We start from the raw sequence: 17,997 nt of genomic DNA, 5'->3' as shown, positions 1-17,997 counted from the left end.
AGACCCTGTAGCCACTATAGGGTCAAGCACCTATTTGGAGATTGCCGTGATGAAGATTGGAGAGCTGGCCAAACTCACTGACTGCGCCGTGGAAACCATTCGCTACTACGAACGCGAGAACCTGCTGCCGGAGCCGGCCCGCAGCGACGGCAACTACCGGGTCTATACCCAGGCCCACGCTGAACGCCTGACCTTCATCCGCAACTGCCGCACCCTCGACATGACCCTTGAAGAAATTCGCAGCCTACTGGCCTTTCGCGACAGTCCGCAGGATCAATGTGAAAGCGTGAATGCGCTGATCGACGAGCATATCCATCACGTCAAGGCGCGGATCGATGGTTTGCTGGCGTTGCAGACACAACTGCTCGACCTGCGCCAACGCTGTGGCGAAGGGCCGGATGTTGATCAATGCGGGATTTTGCAGAGGCTGGAAGTGAGTGGCGGGGTTGTGGCGACCGAGGTTGAGCATTCACATGTCGGCCGTAGCCACGGCCATTAGTAGTAGAGGATCGTTCCCATGCTCCGCGTGGGAATGCATCCCGTGACGCTCCGCGTCACAGTGGACGCGGAGCGTCCATGGCGGCATTCCCACGCAGAGCGTGGGAACGATCTGACGGCAGGCTTCAGACCGCCATTGGCGCGGTCATCGGCGCATGGTGTTCATAGCCTTCCAGCGAGAAATCACTCGGTTCCACCAGTTCCAGCCACTCCGGCTGGTAAACACCCGTCTTGGCAAACTCCGGTACGCGGTCGGAAATCACCAGCTTGGGCATCGGGAACGGCTCGCGCTTGAGCTGTTCGTTGAGCATGTCCAGGTGATTTTCGTAAACGTGGGCGTCGCCGATGAAATAGGTGAACCAGCGCGGCGTGTAGCCGGTCAGGCGACCGATCAGGCTTAGCAGCGCGGCGCCCTCGGTGAGGTTGAACGGCGTGCCCAGGCCCAAGTCGTTCGAACGGATGTAGAGGGTCAGGGAAATCTCCCTGGTCTCGACATTCGGGTGGAACTGGTACAGCAGATGGCACGGCGGCAGGGCCATTTCATCGAGTTGTGCGACGTTCCAGCCGTGAAACAGGATACGGCGGCTGCCCGGATCCTTGATGATGGTGTCGACGCACTGGCGAACCTGATCGATGGCCTTGTACAACACCACGTAGGCCTGGCCATCCTCTTCACCTTCGGCAATCTGGCGATAACCCTGCTTCAGGGTTTGCTCGATGGCGGCCGGATTGCTGACCGGGATCTGCTTGTACGCCGGCCATTTACGCCATTGCACGCCGTAGATCTCGCCGAGGTCGTCTTCACCCTGGCGGAACGGGTTGGCGAGCCACTGGGCGTTTTCATTGGCGTTCTGGTCCCAGACCTTGCAGCCCAACGCACGGAATTGCGCGGCATTGTTCACGCCACGCAGAAAACCGCACATCTCGCCAATGGCCGATTTGAAGGCCATCTTGCGTGTGGTGATCGCCGGGAAACCTTCCTGCAGGTCGTAACGCAGCATGGCGCCCGGGAAGCTGATGGTGTTCACGCCGGTGCGATTGGCCTGTTTGGTGCCGTTCTTGATGACGTGGGCGACCAGTTCGAGATATTGCTTCATGAATTACCTGTGTCCTTGAACCCGCAGCATCGCTGCGGGGTTCGAATTTTATACGGCTGCCGCTGGAGTCGCCGGGGCGCGGTGATATGCCAGCCAGATCAGGAACAGCCCGCCGACGATCATCGGCACGCAGAGCACCTGGCCCATGGTTAGCCAGTTCCAGGCCAGATAGCCCAGTTGCGCATCCGGTACGCGGACGAACTCGACGATGAAACGGAAGATGCCATAGAACAGCGCGAACATCCCCGATACCGCCATGGTCGGCCGCGGTTTGCGCGAAAACAGCCACAGGATCAGGAACAGCGCGACGCCTTCGAGCGCAAACTGATACAGCTGCGACGGGTGACGTGCCAATTGTGCCGGATCAGTCGGGAAGACCATCGCCCACGGCACATCGGTAGCCTTGCCCCACAGCTCGGCATTGATGAAGTTGCCGATCCGCCCGGCGCCCAGGCCGATCGGCACCATCGGCGCGACGAAGTCCATCAGCTGGAAAAACGACTTGTTGTTCTTTTTACCGAACCACAAGGCTGCCAACATCACGCCGATGAACCCGCCGTGGAACGACATCCCGCCCTTCCACACTTCAAAGATCAACAGCGGGTTGGCGATATAAGCACTCAAATCGTAGAACAGCACATAACCCAGGCGACCACCGACAATCACCCCCATCGACATCCAGAACACCATGTCGGAGAGCTTCTCCTTGGTCCAGGTCGGGTCGAAACGGTTCAGCCGGCGCGACGCCAGCAGCCAGGCGCCGCCGATGCCGATCAGGTACATCAACCCGTACCAGTGGATTTTCAGCGGACCGATGGCCAAGGCCACCGGGTCGATCTGCGGGTAAGGCAGCATTGCGACTCCTCATGAGTTCAAATCAATTCCCGGGCGACGCTGTCACCTCAGGATTAAGCCAGGATTGTGTCGTGCGTCAGAGCAGATGCTTCAGACTAGAAACTTCAGGCCAACGCCAAACAGCAAAGCGGCAAACAGTCTTTTCAGCAACCTTGGCGACAGATTGTGCGCCAGTCGCGCGCCGAAGCGGGCGAAGACCATGCTGGTCAGGGCAATGCCCAACAGCGCCGGCAAATAAATGAAACCGAGACTATGGGCCGGAAGCAACGGATCGTGCCAGCCCAGAATCATGAAAAATAATGCACTGGACAGCGCAATCGGCAGGCCGCAGGCAGAGGACGTGGCGACCGCTTGCTGCATCGGCACGCTGCGCCAGGTCAGGAACGGCACGGTCAGTGACCCGCCACCAATCCCGAAAATCGCAGAAGCCCAGCCAATTACGCTGCCGGCTACGGTCAGACCGAGTTTACCCGGCACCGTTCGACTGGCCTTGGGCTTGAGTTCCAACGCCAGCTGCGCAGCAATGACCAAGGCAAACACGCCGATGATCTTTTGCAGGTTGGGCCCGGAGATCGCTTCGGCAGTCAGCGCGCCAAAACCCGCACCGATCAGAATGCCCAGGGTCATCCACGCAAAAATTGGCCAGCGTACCGCTCCACGGCGATGGTGCTCCCGAATGGCGTTGACCGAGGTAAAGATAATCGTCGCCAGCGAGGTGCCTACGGCCAGGTGCGTGAGGATCGACGGATCAAACCCCTGCGCCTTGAAGCTGAATACCAGCACCGGGACAATGATGATTCCGCCCCCCACGCCGAACAGCCCGGCCAGCACTCCGGCACAGGCGCCGAGCGCCAGATAGAGCAGAAATTCCATGCTTTTCCCCTCCCAACCCCAAAATCGGAGCGGCATGGTAACGGATGCATGGCCTCGGGCTCCACTGGATGGCGATGGATACCCGCACGATGACTGCGTAGAGTGGGGGAAAAAACACACAAGGATCACCTTATGTGCCTGATTGTTTTTGCTTGGCGACCGGGCCACGCCCAACCGCTGATCGTGGCGGCTAACCGCGACGAATTTTATGCCCGCCCCAGCCTGCCACTGGCGCAATGGCCCGAGGCCCCCCAGGTGCACGCCGGGCGAGACCTGGAGGCGGGAGGAACCTGGCTCGGTCTCGGCGCCAACGGGCGCTTTGCGGCGCTGACCAACATCCGCGATCCGCATCGACCGCCAGGGCGCCGGTCTCGCGGTGAGTTAGTGGCGGGATTCCTCACCAAAGATGTGCCAATTGATGACTATTTAGCCGACGTTGTCGCCCGTTCGCCTGAATATGGCGGATTTAACTTACTGATCGGCAACGCTAATGAGTTGTGGCATTTCAATGCGCGGGAATCGGAAGCGGTGATGCTACCGCCGGGGATCTACGGCCTGTCGAACGCCGGGCTGGATACGCCGTGGCCGAAACTGCTCAGGGCCAAGGCAGCACTGGGCGAGGTACTGGATGATCCGCAACCGCAGTCTTTGCTGGCCTTGCTCAGCGATTCACAGCAAGCGCCGTTTGCAGACCTGCCAGACACCGGAGTGGGGTTGGCCACCGAGACGCTGCTGTCGAGTGTGTTTATTGCCAGCCAGAGTTATGGGACGCGGGCGAGTACGGCGTTGATTGTGCGGGCGGATGGCTCGCGGCATTTGGTCGAACGGAGTTTTGGGCCGTTTGGCGGGCATCTTGGGGAAGTGGATATTCGGCTTTAGTGTTGCGTTATTCGTGCGACCCTCTTCGCGAGCAAGCCCGCTCCCACATTTGAAATACGGTTAAATGTGGGAGCGGGCTTGCTCGCGAAGGGGGTGTCGCAAATTCAGAGAGGCTTGATCGCCGCCGGATTGATCATCCGTGCCAACCCCAGGTTCTTCAGCGCCAATTGCAGCGAGCTGTGGATAACTTGCGGGTTGTCGATGGTCATCAGTTCGGCGAGCAGCTGCTTGGCCTTGCTCAAGTTGATCTGGCGCAGCATCCACTTCACCTTCGGCAAGTTGGTGGCGTTCATCGACAAGCTGTCGAAACCCATCGCCATCAATAGCACCGCCGCCGCCGGGTCACCGGCCATCTCGCCGCAGATACTCACTGGCTTGCCTTCGGCATGGGCGTCACGCACTACGGTTTGCAGGGCTTGCAGCACCGCCGGGTGCAGGTAGTCGTATAGGTCGGCTACTCGCGGGTTGTTACGGTCCACGGCCAACAGATACTGGGTCAGGTCGTTGGAACCAACCGACAGGAAGTCCACCTGCCGCGCCAGCTCCTTGGTCTGGTACACCGCTGCCGGAATCTCGATCATCACGCCAATCGGTGGCATCGGCACGTCGCAACCTTCGTCGCGAACCTCGCCCCAGGCCCGGTGGATCAGGTGCAGGGCTTCTTCCAGCTCATGGGTACCGGAGATCATCGGCAGCAGAATCCGCAGGTTGTTCAAGCCTTCACTGGCCTTGAGCATGGCGCGGGTCTGCACCAGGAAGATTTCCGGGTGGTCGAGGGTGACACGAATGCCGCGCCAGCCGAGGAACGGGTTGTCTTCCTTGATCGGGAAGTACGACAGCGACTTGTCGCCGCCGATGTCCAAGGTACGCATGGTCACTGGCTGTGGGTGAAAAGCGGCCAGCTGTTCGCGGTAGATCGCCAGCTGTTCCTTTTCACTCGGGAAGCGCTGGTTGATCATGAACGGCACTTCGGTGCGGTACAGACCTACGCCTTCGGCCCCGCGCTTTTGCGCGCGCGCCACATCCGCCAACAGGCCGGTGTTGACCCAGAGCGGCATGCGGTGGCCATCGACCGTGATGCACGGCAGATCGCGCAGCGCATCCAGCCCGAGGGCCAGTTGCTTTTCTTCTTCGACCACCTCGGCGAACTGCTTGCGCAGCACGTCGCTGGGGTTGGTGTAGACCTCGCCGCGGTGACCGTCGACGATCATGCCTATGCCGTCGACCTTGGAATACGGCAGGTCCACCAGGCCCATCACCGTTGGAATGCCCATGGCCCGGGCAAGGATCGCAACGTGGGAGTTACCGGAGCCAAGCACCGAAACCAGGCCCACCAGCTTGTTTTCCGGAACCTCGCCGAGCATGGCCGGCGTCAGTTCCTCGCTGACCAGGATGGTGTTGTCGGGATAGACCAGGGTTTGCTGGCGCTCTTCCTGCAAATAAGCGAGCAGACGACGACCGAGGTCCTTGACGTCCGACGCACGCTCACGCAAGTAAGCGTCGTCCATCAATTCGAAGCGGTTGACGTGATCGGTGACCACTTGGCGCAACGCGCCCTGGGCCCACTGCCCGGTCTTGATCACGGTGGTCACTTCGCTGCCAAGCGCCGCATCGTCGAGCATCATCAGGTAGACGTCGAACAACGCGCGCTCTTCCGGGCGCAATTGCGTGGCGAGCTTGGCGGACAACGCACGCATGTCAGCGCGCACACCTTCGATGGCGGTCTTGAACAGACCCAGTTCCGCTTCGATGTCGGTGATGGTCTTGTCGGGCACCACGTCCAGGTCGGCCGGCGGCAGCATGACCACCGCCGTACCGACCGCCGCGCCGGGCGAGCCCGGCACGCCGATGAACTTGGCTTCCTGGATACCCTTGCCCTGCCGGCCCAGGCCACGGATCGAACCGGTGGCCTCGGCGTGGGCGATAACCCCGGCGAGCTGCGCGCTCATGGTCACGAGGAAGGCTTCTTCGCCTTCATCGAACTGGCGGCGCTCTTTTTGCTGGATAACCAACACACCGACGACACGGCGGTGGTGGATGATTGGCGCCCCGAGGAACGAAGCGTAGCGCTCTTCACCAGTTTCGGCGAAGTAGCGGTAGCGCGGGTGATCCGCGGCGTTTTCGAGGTTCAGGGGTTCTTCACGCGTGCCGACCAAACCCACCAGACCTTCATTGGGCGCCATGCTGACCTTGCCAATCGAGCGCTTGTTCAAGCCCTCGGTAGCCATCAACACAAAGCGGTTGGTCTCGGGATCAAGCAGGTAGACCGAGCAGACCTGGCTGCCCATGGCCTCTTTGACGCGCAACACAATAATCCCCAACGCCGCCTTGAGATCCTTGGCGGAGTTAACTTCCTGGACGATCTTGCGCAGCGTATTGAGCATGGCTCGGGGTCGAACTCCGTCGTCAGTCGCGCGCTAAAAGGCGCGGGGCAAGCTCTTTGAGGGCGCGTCGATACACCTCGCGCTTGAATGTCACCACCTGGCCCAACGGATACCAATAACTGACCCAGCGCCAGCCATCGAATTCCGGTTTACCGGTCAAATCCATCCGCACCCGCTGCTCATTGGAGATCAGGCGCAGGAGAAACCATTTCTGCTTCTGGCCGATGCACAGCGGTTGGCTGTGCGTCCTGACCAGACGTTGCGGCAAACGATAGCGCAACCAGCCCCGAGTGCAGGCGAGTATTTCAACATCTTCGCGCTCCAGGCCCACTTCTTCGTTCAGCTCGCGGTACAAGGCGTCTTCCGGCGTCTCCTGGGGGTTGATCCCGCCTTGAGGAAACTGCCAGGCATCTTGATTGATACGGCGAGCCCATAGCACCTGGCCGGCATCATTCGTGAGAATGATCCCGACATTAGGACGGAAACCATCGGGGTCGATCACGGCAACAACCTCGCAAACGCATGTCATCGCATTGTTCCACAAAGGTTGTTAAGGCAGCAACGCGCCGGCCTACGTTATGTGCACTCTTGTGAAAAGTCCGTATTCTGGACGCCTTTCTACAGACTTTTCAGCGAGTAACTGCAATGCGGCTGGCTTTATTCGACTTGGACAACACGCTTCTGGGCGGCGACAGTGACCATGCCTGGGGCGATTACCTTTGTGAACGCGGCTTCCTCGACGCCGTCGCCTACAAGGCCCGTAACGATGAGTTCTACCAGGACTACCTGGCTGGCAAGCTCGATAACGACGCCTACCTGAACTTCTGCCTGGAAGTGCTCGGCCGTACCGAGATGGCCACCCTGGATCTATGGCACAGCGACTACATGCGCGACTGCATCGAACCGATCCTGCTGCCCAAGGCGATCGAGTTGCTGGCCCAACACCGCGATGCCGGCGACAAACTGGTGATCATCACCGCCACCAACCGCTTCGTGACCGGCCCGATTGCCGCGCGCCTGGGCGTCGAGACCCTGATCGCCACCGAATGCGAAATGCAGGACGGCCGGTACACCGGGCGCAGTACCGATGTACCGTGCTTCCGTGAAGGCAAGGTGACAAGGCTCAATCGCTGGCTGGAAGAAACCGGGCACAACCTCGAGGACAGCTACTTTTATAGCGACTCGATGAATGACCTGGCGTTGCTGGAGCAGGTGGCGAACCCGGTGGCGGTCGATCCGGATCCGAACTTGCGCGCCGAGGCCGAGAAGCGGGGCTGGCCAGTAATCAGTCTGCGCGGCTGATATTGCCTTCGCGAGCAGGCTCGCTCCCACAGTGGATGTGTGAACGACACAATTCCCTTGTGGGAGCGAGCCTGCTCGCGAATGGGGCAATACGGTTTAAAGGGTTAAACCGGTTTGGCGCCCATCAACCCGGCAATCGCCACAAAGCAGACAAAACTGAACAACGCCAAGGCAAAGGTAAATCTGCCCACCCCACCCGGCGTGTTGCGCACCTTGTTCAGCCTTACCAACAACCAGAACCACGCCAGCGCCGCCACGGTGTAAAGCACACTGGAAGCCAGCAACCAGGTCTGCCCCAACGGCCAGCCCACCAGGTGCACCATCCACCAACCGGTAAACGGCATGCTCAGCAATGCCAGCCCCATCAACAGCCAGACGAACACCCGTGGCCGTTGCAGCGTACGGCTGCCCGCTGTCGCGTCGCCGTTACGCCGGGTTCGCCAGACCCAAATCCCCAGGCCCAGCGCACAGACCAGCAACACCACCGTCGCCACCGTGTGCGCCGCTTTCAGGGCCGTCAACGTTTCCATGGTTCGATTTCCTTAAGGGCCTGCCCATCAGCGTAGCCGCTCAGCCAAGAAACAACTGATAGGCCGGGTTGTCGGTTTCGTCCCAGAACGGGTAGCCAATTTCTTCCAGTGCTGCCGGCACCAGGTGACGCTCCTCATGGGGCACCTGCAGGCCCGCGACCACACGACCATCGGCCGCACCGTGGTTACGATAGTGGAACATGGAAATGTTCCAGCGCCCGCCGAGCTTGTTGAGGAAGTTGAACAGCGCGCCCGGACGCTCCGGGAATTCGAAGCGCAGGATCACTTCATCGACCACATGCGCCGCGCGACCGCCGACCATGTGGCGGATGTGCAACTTGGCCAGTTCGTTGTCGGTCAGGTCGACGACCGGAAAGCCCTGCTCGCCCAGGCTGGCGATCAGCGCGCGACGCGGGTCGGTTTCCGGATGAGTCTGTACCCCGACAAAGATGTGCGCTTCGCTGCCAGTGTTGTAGCGGTAGTTGAATTCGGTGATCTGACGCTTGCCGATGGCTTCGCAGAACGCCTTGAAACTCCCCGGCTGCTCAGGGATGGTCACGGCGATGATGGCTTCACGGCCTTCGCCCAGTTCAGCGCGCTCGGCGACATGGCGCAGGCGGTCAAAATTGACGTTGGCCCCGGAGTCAATGGCCACGAAGGTCTGTCCGGTGACGCCGCGGGACTCGACGTACTTCTTGATCCCGGCCACGCCCAAGGCGCCGGCAGGTTCGGTGATCGAACGGGTATCGTCGTAGATGTCCTTGATCGCCGCACAGATTTCGTCGGTACTGACGGTGATGACTTCGTCGACGTAGTCTTTGCAGATATCAAAAGTGTGCTGGCCGATCTGGGCCACCGCGACGCCATCGGCGAAGATGCCCACGGTCGGCAATACCACACGCTCACCCGCCGCCATGGCGGCTTGCAGGCAATTGGAGTCGTCCGGCTCGACACCGATGACCTTGATGTCCGGCCGCAGGTACTTCACGTACGCCGCGATACCGGCGATCAGGCCGCCGCCACCGACTGGAACGAAGATCGCATCCAGGGGCGCCGGGTGTTGGCGCAAGATTTCCATCGCCACTGTGCCCTGCCCGGCAATGGTGTGGGGATCGTCGTAGGGGTGAATGTAGACGTAGCCTTTTTCGTCGACCAGTTTCAACGAGTAGGCCAGGGCCTCCGGAAACGAATCGCCGTGCAGCACCACTTTGCCACCGCGCGAACGCACGCCTTCGACCTTGATCTCGGGCGTGGTCTTGGGCATGACGATGGTGGCTTTCACGCCCAGGACCTTGGCCGCCAGGGCCAGGCCTTGCGCGTGATTACCCGCCGAAGCGGTAACCACGCCGCGAGCGCGCTCTTCATCGCTCAGCTGCGTCAGCTTGTTGTAGGCGCCGCGAATCTTGAACGAGAACACGGGCTGCAAGTCTTCACGCTTGAGCAAAATCTCGTTGCCCAGCCGCTCGGAGAGCTGGCGAGCAGTCTGCAATGGGGTTTCTACGGCAACGTCATAAACGCGCGAGGTGAGGATCTTTTTGACGTACTGTTCAAGCATCGGAAAGCATCACTGAGCGGGTTGGGCAGGATCAAGGAGTCTAACCCGGCTTTTAGCCGCACGACCACCTGTTGTAGGAGCGAGCATGCTCGCGAGAAACCCAAAGGCGCTGCGGGGTGCCTGGTTTCACGCGTTATCGTTCACGGCTATCGCGAGCATGCTCGCTCCTACAGGGAACAGTCACGGACCGCCAATCGGACAATGACCTTCCCTGCCCCGAGGCCTATAATGCCAGCCTTTCGTTCTCTCTTCGGCACTTCGGAGCCCGCATGACCCAGGATCAACTCAAACAGGCAGTAGCCCAGGCCGCCGTCGACTTCATCCTCCCGAAACTCGACGACAAGAGCATCGTTGGGGTCGGCACCGGCTCCACCGCCAACTGCTTCATCGATGCCCTGGCCAAGCACAAGGGCGCGTTCGATGGCGCGGTCGCCAGCTCCGAAGCCACCGCCGCACGCCTCAAGGGCCACGGGATCCCGGTCTATGAGCTCAATACGGTCAGCGACCTGGAGTTCTACGTCGACGGCGCCGACGAGAGCGACGAGCACCTGAACCTGATCAAGGGCGGCGGCGCAGCCCTGACCCGTGAGAAAATCGTCGCGGCCGTGGCCAAGACCTTCATCTGCATCGCCGACGCCAGCAAACTGGTGCCCGTCCTCGGCGCCTTCCCGCTGCCCGTGGAAGTGATCCCGATGGCCCGCAGCCACGTGGCCCGCCAGCTGGTGAAACTCGGCGGTGATCCGGTCTACCGTGAAGGTGTAGTCACCGACAACGGCAACATCATCCTCGATGTGTTCAATCTGGAGATCACCAATCCGGTGGAACTGGAGTCGCAGATCAATGCGATCGTCGGCGTGGTCACCAACGGCTTGTTCGCGGCGCGCCCGGCGGATCTGTTGTTGCTGGGCACGAGCGAAGGTGTGAAAACCCTGCGCGCCGAGTAAAACATACGCCCCCTTGTGGGAGCGGGCTTGCTCGCGAATGCGGTGTGCCAGTCAACAGAGATGTCACTGACACACCGCATTCGCGAGCAAGCCCGCTCCCACAGTTGATTTGCGGTGTTTGTTAGTTCTGCGGTGGTTTCTTGAAGACGTAGAACAGATTTGGTTCACTCACCAAGTACATCGTACCGTCGTCGTCCATGGCGATACCTTCCGCTTGCGGTACGGTCTTTTGCAGACCTTGCCGCCCCTTGTTCAATGACATGGTGCTCAACGGTCGACCATCCACATCCAGCTCCAGAATCAGCCGCGACTCGTCGGACAGCGCCAGCAAGTGCCCGCTGCGCTCGTCGTATTGCAGGCTCGACAAATCCCGCACAAACATCCCGGCGTCGCGCTTGGGATTGTTGACCACATGTACCGCGTAGGACTTTTCCGGATTGAAATGCGGAAAGCCGTGCACTTCGTAGATCAGCATCGGGTCGCGCTCCTTGGCGACAAACAAGCGCTTGCCTACCGAATCGTAAGCCAAGCCTTCGAACCCCTTGTTGCCGCTCATGTGCACACCGAGGGTCATCTGTTCCGCGTCCGCGGCGTCGAGAAAGCTGGTGTCATGCTCCAGATGGATCTTGATCAGGCGCTGCTGGCGCTCGTCCGTGATCACGTAGGTGTCGGCGCTGATGAACTCGACAGCTTCAGGATCACCAAAACCGACCAACGCGATGCGCCGCAAGATCCTGCCGTCGAGCGACAGCTCGATCAATTCGGAGTTTTGATTGGTGACCGTGAACAGGCTTTTGCGCACCGGGTCGTAGGTCAAGGCTGAAACATCATCGTCCAGCCCTTCAATGACCTGCCCCTCCAGCACCACCCGATACTGATCCAGGCCGATGGACTGGGTGCTCATCGGCTGCCAGAGCGTACGCAGGTTGAACCAGGTGCGCTCGAACAGGCGTAAATGCTGCCCGAACGCGATCAATACGCTCAGGGCAATCACCGACAGGAGCAACAGCAGAGGTTTGGGGCGGGCTAATCGGCGCATTCAGGCGGGCTCGGCTTCAGGACAGGCGGATGAAATATCACGCCTGCCTGAACTGAAGCTTAATGGCCATTGGCCTGATCCTACAACCAGAGGCGAAAAAGCCTACACGAAAAGTTGATTATTTCTGCTTTTCGAAACGGTAAAACAGATTTGGCTCACTCACGATGTACATCGTGCCGGCCTCATCCATGGTCACGCCTTCAGCCCGTGGGATGGTTTTTTTCAAGCCGTTGAAGCCACCCAGCAAGGTCATGAAGCTGACCTGTTCGCCTTTCTCGTCCAGCTCCAGCAACAGGTGGGAGTCAGCGGACAACACCAGGGTGTGGCCCGTGCGCGGATCGATGGCAAGGGCAGACAGGTTGCGGATGTCCAGCTCGTCACTGGCCAGCTTTTGCTTGTCGCCGCTGAGCGTCGTGCCGTCGCCTTTCCAGGTGAACAGCGCGGGCGGACGCTCTTCGCCGAGCAGCATTTGCTGATTGCGCGCATCCCATACGACCGCCTCAAACGCCTTGTTCTGGTCTTTCGAAGGGCCAAGGTCGAACTTCGGGAAATCAGCGAAGTTCAGCTCGCGAGTGCCGGCATCGACCTTGACGAGGGAGATCTGGTGGTCACGCTCATCGACAATGGCCAGCATTCCATTGCCCAGCGCTGTTACCCCTTCAGGATTGCTCCAGCCTACCAAGGGCATTTTGCGCAGCACATCGCCTTGCAGCGACAACTCGACCAGGAACGGGTTCTTACCCATTACCGAAAACAGGGTTTTGGTCTGGGCATCGTAGGTGACGTCCGACGCCTCGTCCTTTTCCATGCCCGGAAGTGGCTTGGCGTCGATCACCGCATGATAGTCCGGCAGCCAGACGCTGCCCTGACGTTCGGCCGGGCTTTCAAAACGCTCCAGCACCCAGAGCACGCCGCGGTCATCCCAATGCATGGCAAACGCCAAACCGTAGGCAGCGGCGACCAGCAGCAACAGCCAGGAATACCAACGCAGGGCAAAGCGCGAGCGACGGGCAGGTTTGAGCGACGAGATTGGTTGAGTGGCCATCAGGGCATGCGTTCCAGAAATTCAGGCTAGGGGTAATAGCACAATTGGGCCCGGCTCAGATGCCGAAAGCCGTGGAAATTATCCAGACATCATGTGAAAAAAACGGGAAATGGCGGGATAGGAGCAGTCGCACACCCTAATGTAGGAGCGAGCAGGCTCGCGATGGTCGCCAACGATAACGCTGGATACCAGGCATCCCGCGTCGATCTCAGGTACATCGCGAGCATGCTCGCTCCTACAAAGGGTTTGCGTTGCTTAGCGAACGCTGCTGGTGAAGCTGCTTGCGCCCGGCAGTTCCAGGACGATCTCGTCGCCGACATTCAGCGGACCCACGCCCACCGGTGTGCCAGTGAGGATCACGTCACCGGCCTGTAGCGAAAAGCAACCGGCCATGTGCTGGATCATCGGCACGATCGGGTTGAGCATCGCACTGCTGTTGCCATCCTGGCGCACTTCGCCGTTGATGGTCAGGCGGATGCCGATGTCGGTCAGGTCGGCGAAGGTGCTGCCGGAAACGAACGGGGCAATCACTGCTGCGCCGTCGAAGGACTTGGCGATTTCCCAGGGCAGGCCCTTGGATTTCAGCTCGGCCTGCTTGTCGCGCAGGGTCAGGTCCAGGGCCGGGGCGAAGCCGGAGATGGCGTCCAGCACTTCTTCAACGCTGGGCTTGGTCGACAACGGCTTGCCAATCAGTACGGCGATTTCCGCTTCGTAATGCACCGAGCCACGCTCGGTCGGAATGCTGAAACCGCCTTCCAGCGGCACCACACAACTGCCCGGCTTGATGAACAGCAGCGGCTCGGTCGGCACCGGGTTGTCCAGTTCCTTGGCGTGTTCGGCGTAGTTACGGCCGATGCACACCACTTTCCCCAGCGGGAAGTGAATACGCGTACCGTCGACATACTGGTGCTGATAGCTCATGGACCGACTCCTGGTTCGTAGCTCTTAAAGTCAAACAGCGAAAATCTTGCCCGGGTTCATGATCCCGTTCGGGTCGAACACCGCCTTGACCGCTTTCATGTACTCGATCTCAACCGGGGAGCGGCTGTAGGTCAGGTAATCACGCTTGGTCATGCCCACGCCGTGTTCGGCGGAAATCGAGCCGTTGTACTTCTCGACAGTTTCGAACACCCACTTGTTGACGGTTGCGCACTTGGCGAAGAACTCGTCCTTGCTCAAGTTATCTGGCTTGAGAATGTTCAAGTGCAGGTTGCCGTCGCCGATGTGACCAAACCAGACGATTTCGAAGTCCGGGTAGTGTTCGCCGACGATCGCGTCGATTTCCTTGAGGAATGCCGGCACTTTCGACACGGTCACCGAAATGTCGTTCTTGTACGGTGTCCAGTGGGAAATGGTTTCGGAAATGTATTCGCGCAGTTTCCACAGGTTCTGCAACTGGGTTTCGCTCTGGCTCATCACACCGTCCAGGACCCAGCCCTGCTCGACACAGTGCTCGAACGTTTCCAGGGCGTGGTTGGCCACTTCTTCGGTGGTCGCTTCGAATTCCAGCAGCGCGTAGAACGGGCAATCGGTTTCGAACGGAGCCGGCACATCACCACGGCCCATGACCTTGGCCAGGGCCTTGTCGGAGAAGAATTCGAAAGCGGTCAGGTCGAGCTTGCCTTGGAAGGCATGCAGCACCGGCATGATCGAGTCGAAATCGGCGGTGCCGAGGACCATGGCAGTAAGATTTTTCGGCGCGCGATCCAGGCGCATGGTCGCTTCCACCACGAAGCCCAGGGTGCCTTCGGCGCCGATGAAGAGCTGGCGCATGTCGTAGCCGGTGGCGTTCTTGATCAGGTCTCGGTTCAGCTCCAGCACGTCGCCCTTGCCGGTGACGACTTTCATGCCGGCCACCCAGTTACGGGTCATGCCGTAGCGAATCACCTTGATCCCGCCGGCATTGGTGCCGATATTGCCGCCAATCTGGCTCGAACCTGCCGAAGCGAAGTCCACCGGGTAGTACAGGCCCTTTTCTTCGGCCACGTTCTGCAGATGTTCGGTGACCACGCCCGGCTGGCAAACGGCAGTGCGGTCGGTGAGGTTCACGTCGAGGATCTGGTTCATGTAGTCGAAGGACACGACCACTTCGCCATTGGCTGCCACTGCGGCGGCGGAAAGGCCGGTGCGGCCACCGGAAGGCACCAGCGCCACCTTGTGTTTGTTGGCCCACAGGACGATGGCCTGGACCTGTTCGGTGGTCTTGGGGAACACGATGGCGGTCGGAGCCGGAGCGAAATGCTTGGTCCAATCCTTACCGTAAGCATTCAGGGAGTCGGCATCGGTCAGCACCTTGCCAGGCTCAACCAGGGTCTTCAGCTCATCAATCAGGGCAGGATTGGTCATCGACAGAACTCTCGAACAATTCATGGTCATCCTGAGAACGCTTCACGTCGCAGGAATGAGTGTTTAGCGGGGTGCATATGCTAGCATACCGACCCCGCAGCATAGTGCCCAACGGCTGTTCTGCGGTGACGGCTTTCTTGCCGTGCGGGTCAGCTCCGGGCTGCTCCCTTCCCTGCCATTTTTCTCCGGGATACAGGTTTACGCAGATGAGCAAGACTTCTCTCGATAAGAGCAAGATCAAGTTCCTTCTTCTCGAAGGCGTCCACCAATCGGCTGTCGACGTCCTCAAGGCGGCGGGCTACACCAGCATCGAGTACCTCACAGGTTCTCTGCCGGAAGCCCAGCTCAAGGAAAAGATCGCTGATGCTCACTTCATCGGCATTCGCTCGCGCACTCAACTGACCGAAGAGATCTTCGATCACGCGAAGAAGCTCGTAGCTGTAGGGTGTTTCTGCATCGGCACCAACCAGGTCGACCTGAGCGCTGCCCGCGAACGCGGTATCGCGGTGTTCAACGCGCCGTACTCCAACACCCGCTCCGTTGCCGAGCTGGTGCTGGCCGAAGCGATCCTGTTGCTGCGCGGTATCCCTGAGAAGAACGCTTCCTGCCACCGTGGTGGCTGGATCAAGAGTGCGGCCAACTCCTTCGAGATCCGCGGCAAGAAGCTGGGCATCGTCGGTTACGGCTCGATCGGTACTCAGCTGTCGGTCCTGGCCGAAGGCCTGGGCATGCAGGTGTACTTCTATGACACCGTGACCAAGCTGCCACTGGGTAACGCCACCCAGGTCGGCAACCTGCACGAACTGCTGGGCATGTCCGACATCGTGACCCTGCACGTACCGGAAACCGCTGCCACCCAGTGGATGATCGGCGAGAAGGAAATCCGCGCCATCAAGAAGGGCGGCATCCTGATCAACGCCGCGCGCGGCACCGTGGTCGAGCTGGACGCCCTGGCGGACGCGATCAAGGACAAGCACCTGATCGGCGCGGCCATCGACGTGTTCCCGGTGGAGCCACGCTCCAACGACGAAGAGTTCGAAAGCCCGCTGCGTGGCCTGGACAACGTGATCCTGACGCCGCACATCGGTGGTTCCACCGCCGAAGCGCAGGCCAACATCGGCCTGGAAGTGGCAGAAAAACTGGTCAAGTACAGCGACAACGGTACTTCGGTATCGTCCGTGAACTTCCCGGAAGTAGCCCTGCCGGCTCACCCTGGCAAGCACCGCCTGCTGCACATCCACGAGAACATCCCGGGCGTGATGAGCGAGATCAACAAGGTCTTCGCCGAAAACGGCATCAACATTTCCGGTCAGTTCCTGCAGACCAACGAGAAAGTCGGCTACGTGGTGATCGACGTAGATGCCGAGTACTCGGACCTGGCGCAACAGAAACTGCAACACGTCAACGGCACCATTCGTAGCCGCGTTCTGTTCTAAGAGCAGCGTGCGGCATTAAAAAGGGAGCCCCTGCGAAGGGGCTCCCTTTTTTTATTTGACGTTTACAGTGATCTTCTCGGAGACGATCGGTGGGTCGAACGGCATGTGACCGCTGTCGCCCAACTCCAGCTGCAAGGTATGCTTGCCCGGCGGCAGCGTTACTTCAGCCTGGGTCTGCGCCTTGCCGAAGTGCAGGTGGTTGGCATCGTTCGGGATCGGCTGGCCAGCCGCCGGCAGTTTGTCCACGTCAATCAGCAGGTGATGGTGGCCCGTGTTTTTGGTGGCATCGCCAGCTGGCGCCAACGCGATGTTCTCGACAGCGAACTTCACCACGAACGTCTGCGGAACCGTGGCATCATCTTTGGGAGAAACAATGGACACTTCAGCACCTTTCGGGGCTGGCGTTGCTGCACTGGCCAACACTGAAACACCCATCAGCAGACCAGCCAGAGCAGCACGTGACATAAAGGTTTTCATTCTCTTCTCCAGTTTTTACGTAAAATTCGCGTGACCATCACAACTTCATGGTCAATCGTTGTCGAAAGGCACTCGACAACCATAGCAAAGCGAGCCTGATCCAGAGCGTCGCGATAATGATTTCAAAGGAGTGACCATGCGTTTTCTGCCTGGCCTGATCTGCCTGCTACCCCTTTTGAGCCCGTTGGCTCATGCCGAACTGATTGACGACGTGAACGATCGCGGTGAATTGCGCATTGCCCTTGAGGCTAATACCCCCCCCTTCAGTTTCAAGGAGGATGGCAATCTAAAGGGCTTCGAAGTCGAGTTGGGCCAACTGCTGGCCAACGAACTGGAGGTTCGCGCCGACTTTGTCGTGACAGATGCCAGTGATTTGCTGGCCGGCGTGGAAAGTGGCAAATACGACATCGCCATCAACCACATTGCACAGACCCCGGCGCTTTCGGATCGTTTCGATTTCACCGAGCCTTACATCAAGGCCAATGCGCAATTGATCGCGCAGAAAGAAGAGCCACGCTCGATATTGCTGGTGCAGTCGTTGACAGAGGCAAAACCGAAAGTGGCCCAGGCAGTGAGCTTGTCGATTCCATTCCAGAAGGGTAACCCGGCGTTCCACGCCAGCCTGGAAAGCGCGCTGCAACGGATCAAGGCGGATGGGCGACTGGAGGCGCTGGAGAAGAAGTGGCTGGGGCCGGATACCGGTGTGGCACCGAACCCCTGAGTCGCAAGCCAAACCT

General features: G+C 59.8%; 18 protein-coding genes. 6 read left to right on the top strand and 12 right to left on the bottom strand.

Features of this window, described 5'->3' with window-relative positions:
• Positions 1–49 precede the first annotated feature (49 nt).
• Positions 50–499, top strand: a complete 450-nt coding sequence (gene cadR, locus PSUM_RS18455) for a Cd(II)/Pb(II)-responsive transcriptional regulator (protein WP_020797330.1) — start codon at positions 50–52, stop codon at positions 497–499.
• A 124-nt stretch (positions 500–623) separates the two neighbouring features.
• On the opposite strand, the gene PSUM_RS18450 is transcribed toward cadR, so the two are convergent.
• The 3 genes from PSUM_RS18450 to PSUM_RS18440 form a co-directional block, all read right to left on the bottom strand.
• Positions 624–1,595: a thymidylate synthase gene (locus tag PSUM_RS18450; protein ID WP_020797329.1), complete on the bottom strand. Its 972-nt coding sequence runs from the start codon at positions 1,593–1,595 to the stop codon at positions 624–626.
• A gap of 48 nt (positions 1,596–1,643) precedes the next feature.
• Complete coding sequence (lgt, locus tag PSUM_RS18445) at positions 1,644–2,450, bottom strand: prolipoprotein diacylglyceryl transferase (RefSeq protein WP_008064986.1); 807 nt, start codon at positions 2,448–2,450, stop codon at positions 1,644–1,646.
• Positions 2,451–2,540: 90 nt separating this feature from the next.
• On the bottom strand, positions 2,541–3,323 hold the full coding sequence (locus tag PSUM_RS18440; protein ID WP_020797327.1) for a sulfite exporter TauE/SafE family protein: 783 nt from the start codon (positions 3,321–3,323) through the stop codon (positions 2,541–2,543).
• Between the two features lie 132 nt (positions 3,324–3,455).
• Between PSUM_RS18440 and PSUM_RS18435 the strand changes: the two genes are divergently transcribed.
• Positions 3,456–4,202 (top strand): NRDE family protein, encoded by a 747-nt coding sequence (locus PSUM_RS18435; RefSeq protein ID WP_083349876.1) that lies wholly within the window; start codon positions 3,456–3,458, stop codon positions 4,200–4,202.
• A 104-nt stretch (positions 4,203–4,306) separates the two neighbouring features.
• Here the strand turns inward: PSUM_RS18435 and ptsP are convergent, their stop codons facing one another.
• Complete coding sequence (gene ptsP, locus PSUM_RS18430; protein WP_020797325.1) at positions 4,307–6,586, bottom strand: phosphoenolpyruvate--protein phosphotransferase; 2,280 nt, start codon at positions 6,584–6,586, stop codon at positions 4,307–4,309.
• Between the two features lie 22 nt (positions 6,587–6,608).
• On the bottom strand, positions 6,609–7,088 hold the full coding sequence (locus PSUM_RS18425) for an RNA pyrophosphohydrolase (protein ID WP_007897732.1): 480 nt from the start codon (positions 7,086–7,088) through the stop codon (positions 6,609–6,611).
• Between the two features lie 143 nt (positions 7,089–7,231).
• Here PSUM_RS18425 and PSUM_RS18420 point away from each other — a divergent pair, with 143 nt between their 5' ends.
• Complete coding sequence (locus tag PSUM_RS18420; protein ID WP_020797324.1) at positions 7,232–7,888, top strand: histidinol-phosphatase; 657 nt, start codon at positions 7,232–7,234, stop codon at positions 7,886–7,888.
• A 104-nt stretch (positions 7,889–7,992) separates the two neighbouring features.
• Here PSUM_RS18420 and PSUM_RS18415 read toward each other — a convergent pair whose 3' ends face one another.
• The gene (locus PSUM_RS18415; protein WP_083349877.1) at positions 7,993–8,418 is read right to left on the bottom strand and encodes a DUF2269 domain-containing protein; all 426 of its coding nucleotides are present in this window, start codon (positions 8,416–8,418) and stop codon (positions 7,993–7,995) included.
• A 40-nt stretch (positions 8,419–8,458) separates the two neighbouring features.
• The gene (gene ilvA / locus PSUM_RS18410) at positions 8,459–9,973 is read right to left on the bottom strand and encodes a threonine ammonia-lyase, biosynthetic (protein WP_020797322.1); all 1,515 of its coding nucleotides are present in this window, start codon (positions 9,971–9,973) and stop codon (positions 8,459–8,461) included.
• 269 nt (positions 9,974–10,242) lie between these two features.
• Between ilvA and rpiA the strand changes: the two genes are divergently transcribed.
• Positions 10,243–10,917, top strand: a complete 675-nt coding sequence (gene rpiA / locus PSUM_RS18405) for a ribose-5-phosphate isomerase RpiA (RefSeq protein WP_020797320.1) — start codon at positions 10,243–10,245, stop codon at positions 10,915–10,917.
• Positions 10,918–11,038: 121 nt separating this feature from the next.
• On the opposite strand, the gene PSUM_RS18400 is transcribed toward rpiA, so the two are convergent.
• The 4 genes from PSUM_RS18400 to PSUM_RS18385 form a co-directional block, all read right to left on the bottom strand.
• Positions 11,039–11,956 (bottom strand): SdiA-regulated domain-containing protein, encoded by a 918-nt coding sequence (locus tag PSUM_RS18400; RefSeq protein WP_020797319.1) that lies wholly within the window; start codon positions 11,954–11,956, stop codon positions 11,039–11,041.
• A gap of 118 nt (positions 11,957–12,074) precedes the next feature.
• Complete coding sequence (locus tag PSUM_RS18395; RefSeq protein WP_020797318.1) at positions 12,075–13,001, bottom strand: SdiA-regulated domain-containing protein; 927 nt, start codon at positions 12,999–13,001, stop codon at positions 12,075–12,077.
• Between the two features lie 255 nt (positions 13,002–13,256).
• Complete coding sequence (locus PSUM_RS18390; RefSeq protein ID WP_020797317.1) at positions 13,257–13,922, bottom strand: fumarylacetoacetate hydrolase family protein; 666 nt, start codon at positions 13,920–13,922, stop codon at positions 13,257–13,259.
• A gap of 30 nt (positions 13,923–13,952) precedes the next feature.
• Positions 13,953–15,347: an FAD-binding oxidoreductase gene (locus tag PSUM_RS18385; protein ID WP_033041948.1), complete on the bottom strand. Its 1,395-nt coding sequence runs from the start codon at positions 15,345–15,347 to the stop codon at positions 13,953–13,955.
• Positions 15,348–15,553: 206 nt separating this feature from the next.
• Here PSUM_RS18385 and serA point away from each other — a divergent pair, with 206 nt between their 5' ends.
• The gene (serA, locus tag PSUM_RS18375; RefSeq protein WP_020797315.1) at positions 15,554–16,783 is read left to right on the top strand and encodes a phosphoglycerate dehydrogenase; all 1,230 of its coding nucleotides are present in this window, start codon (positions 15,554–15,556) and stop codon (positions 16,781–16,783) included.
• 51 nt (positions 16,784–16,834) lie between these two features.
• Here the strand turns inward: serA and PSUM_RS18370 are convergent, their stop codons facing one another.
• Positions 16,835–17,260, bottom strand: a complete 426-nt coding sequence (locus PSUM_RS18370; RefSeq protein WP_020797314.1) for a DUF4399 domain-containing protein — start codon at positions 17,258–17,260, stop codon at positions 16,835–16,837.
• Between the two features lie 136 nt (positions 17,261–17,396).
• On the opposite strand from PSUM_RS18370, the gene PSUM_RS18365 reads away from it, so the two are divergent.
• The gene (locus tag PSUM_RS18365) at positions 17,397–17,981 is read left to right on the top strand and encodes a transporter substrate-binding domain-containing protein (protein ID WP_020797313.1); all 585 of its coding nucleotides are present in this window, start codon (positions 17,397–17,399) and stop codon (positions 17,979–17,981) included.
• Positions 17,982–17,997 lie beyond the last annotated feature (16 nt).

Source organism: Pseudomonas umsongensis (assembly GCF_002236105.1).
Lineage (GTDB): Bacteria > Pseudomonadota > Gammaproteobacteria > Pseudomonadales > Pseudomonadaceae > Aquipseudomonas > Aquipseudomonas umsongensis.
The sequence above is the reverse complement of the archived record's forward strand: the minus strand, read 5'-3'. Positions and strand labels throughout refer to the sequence as shown.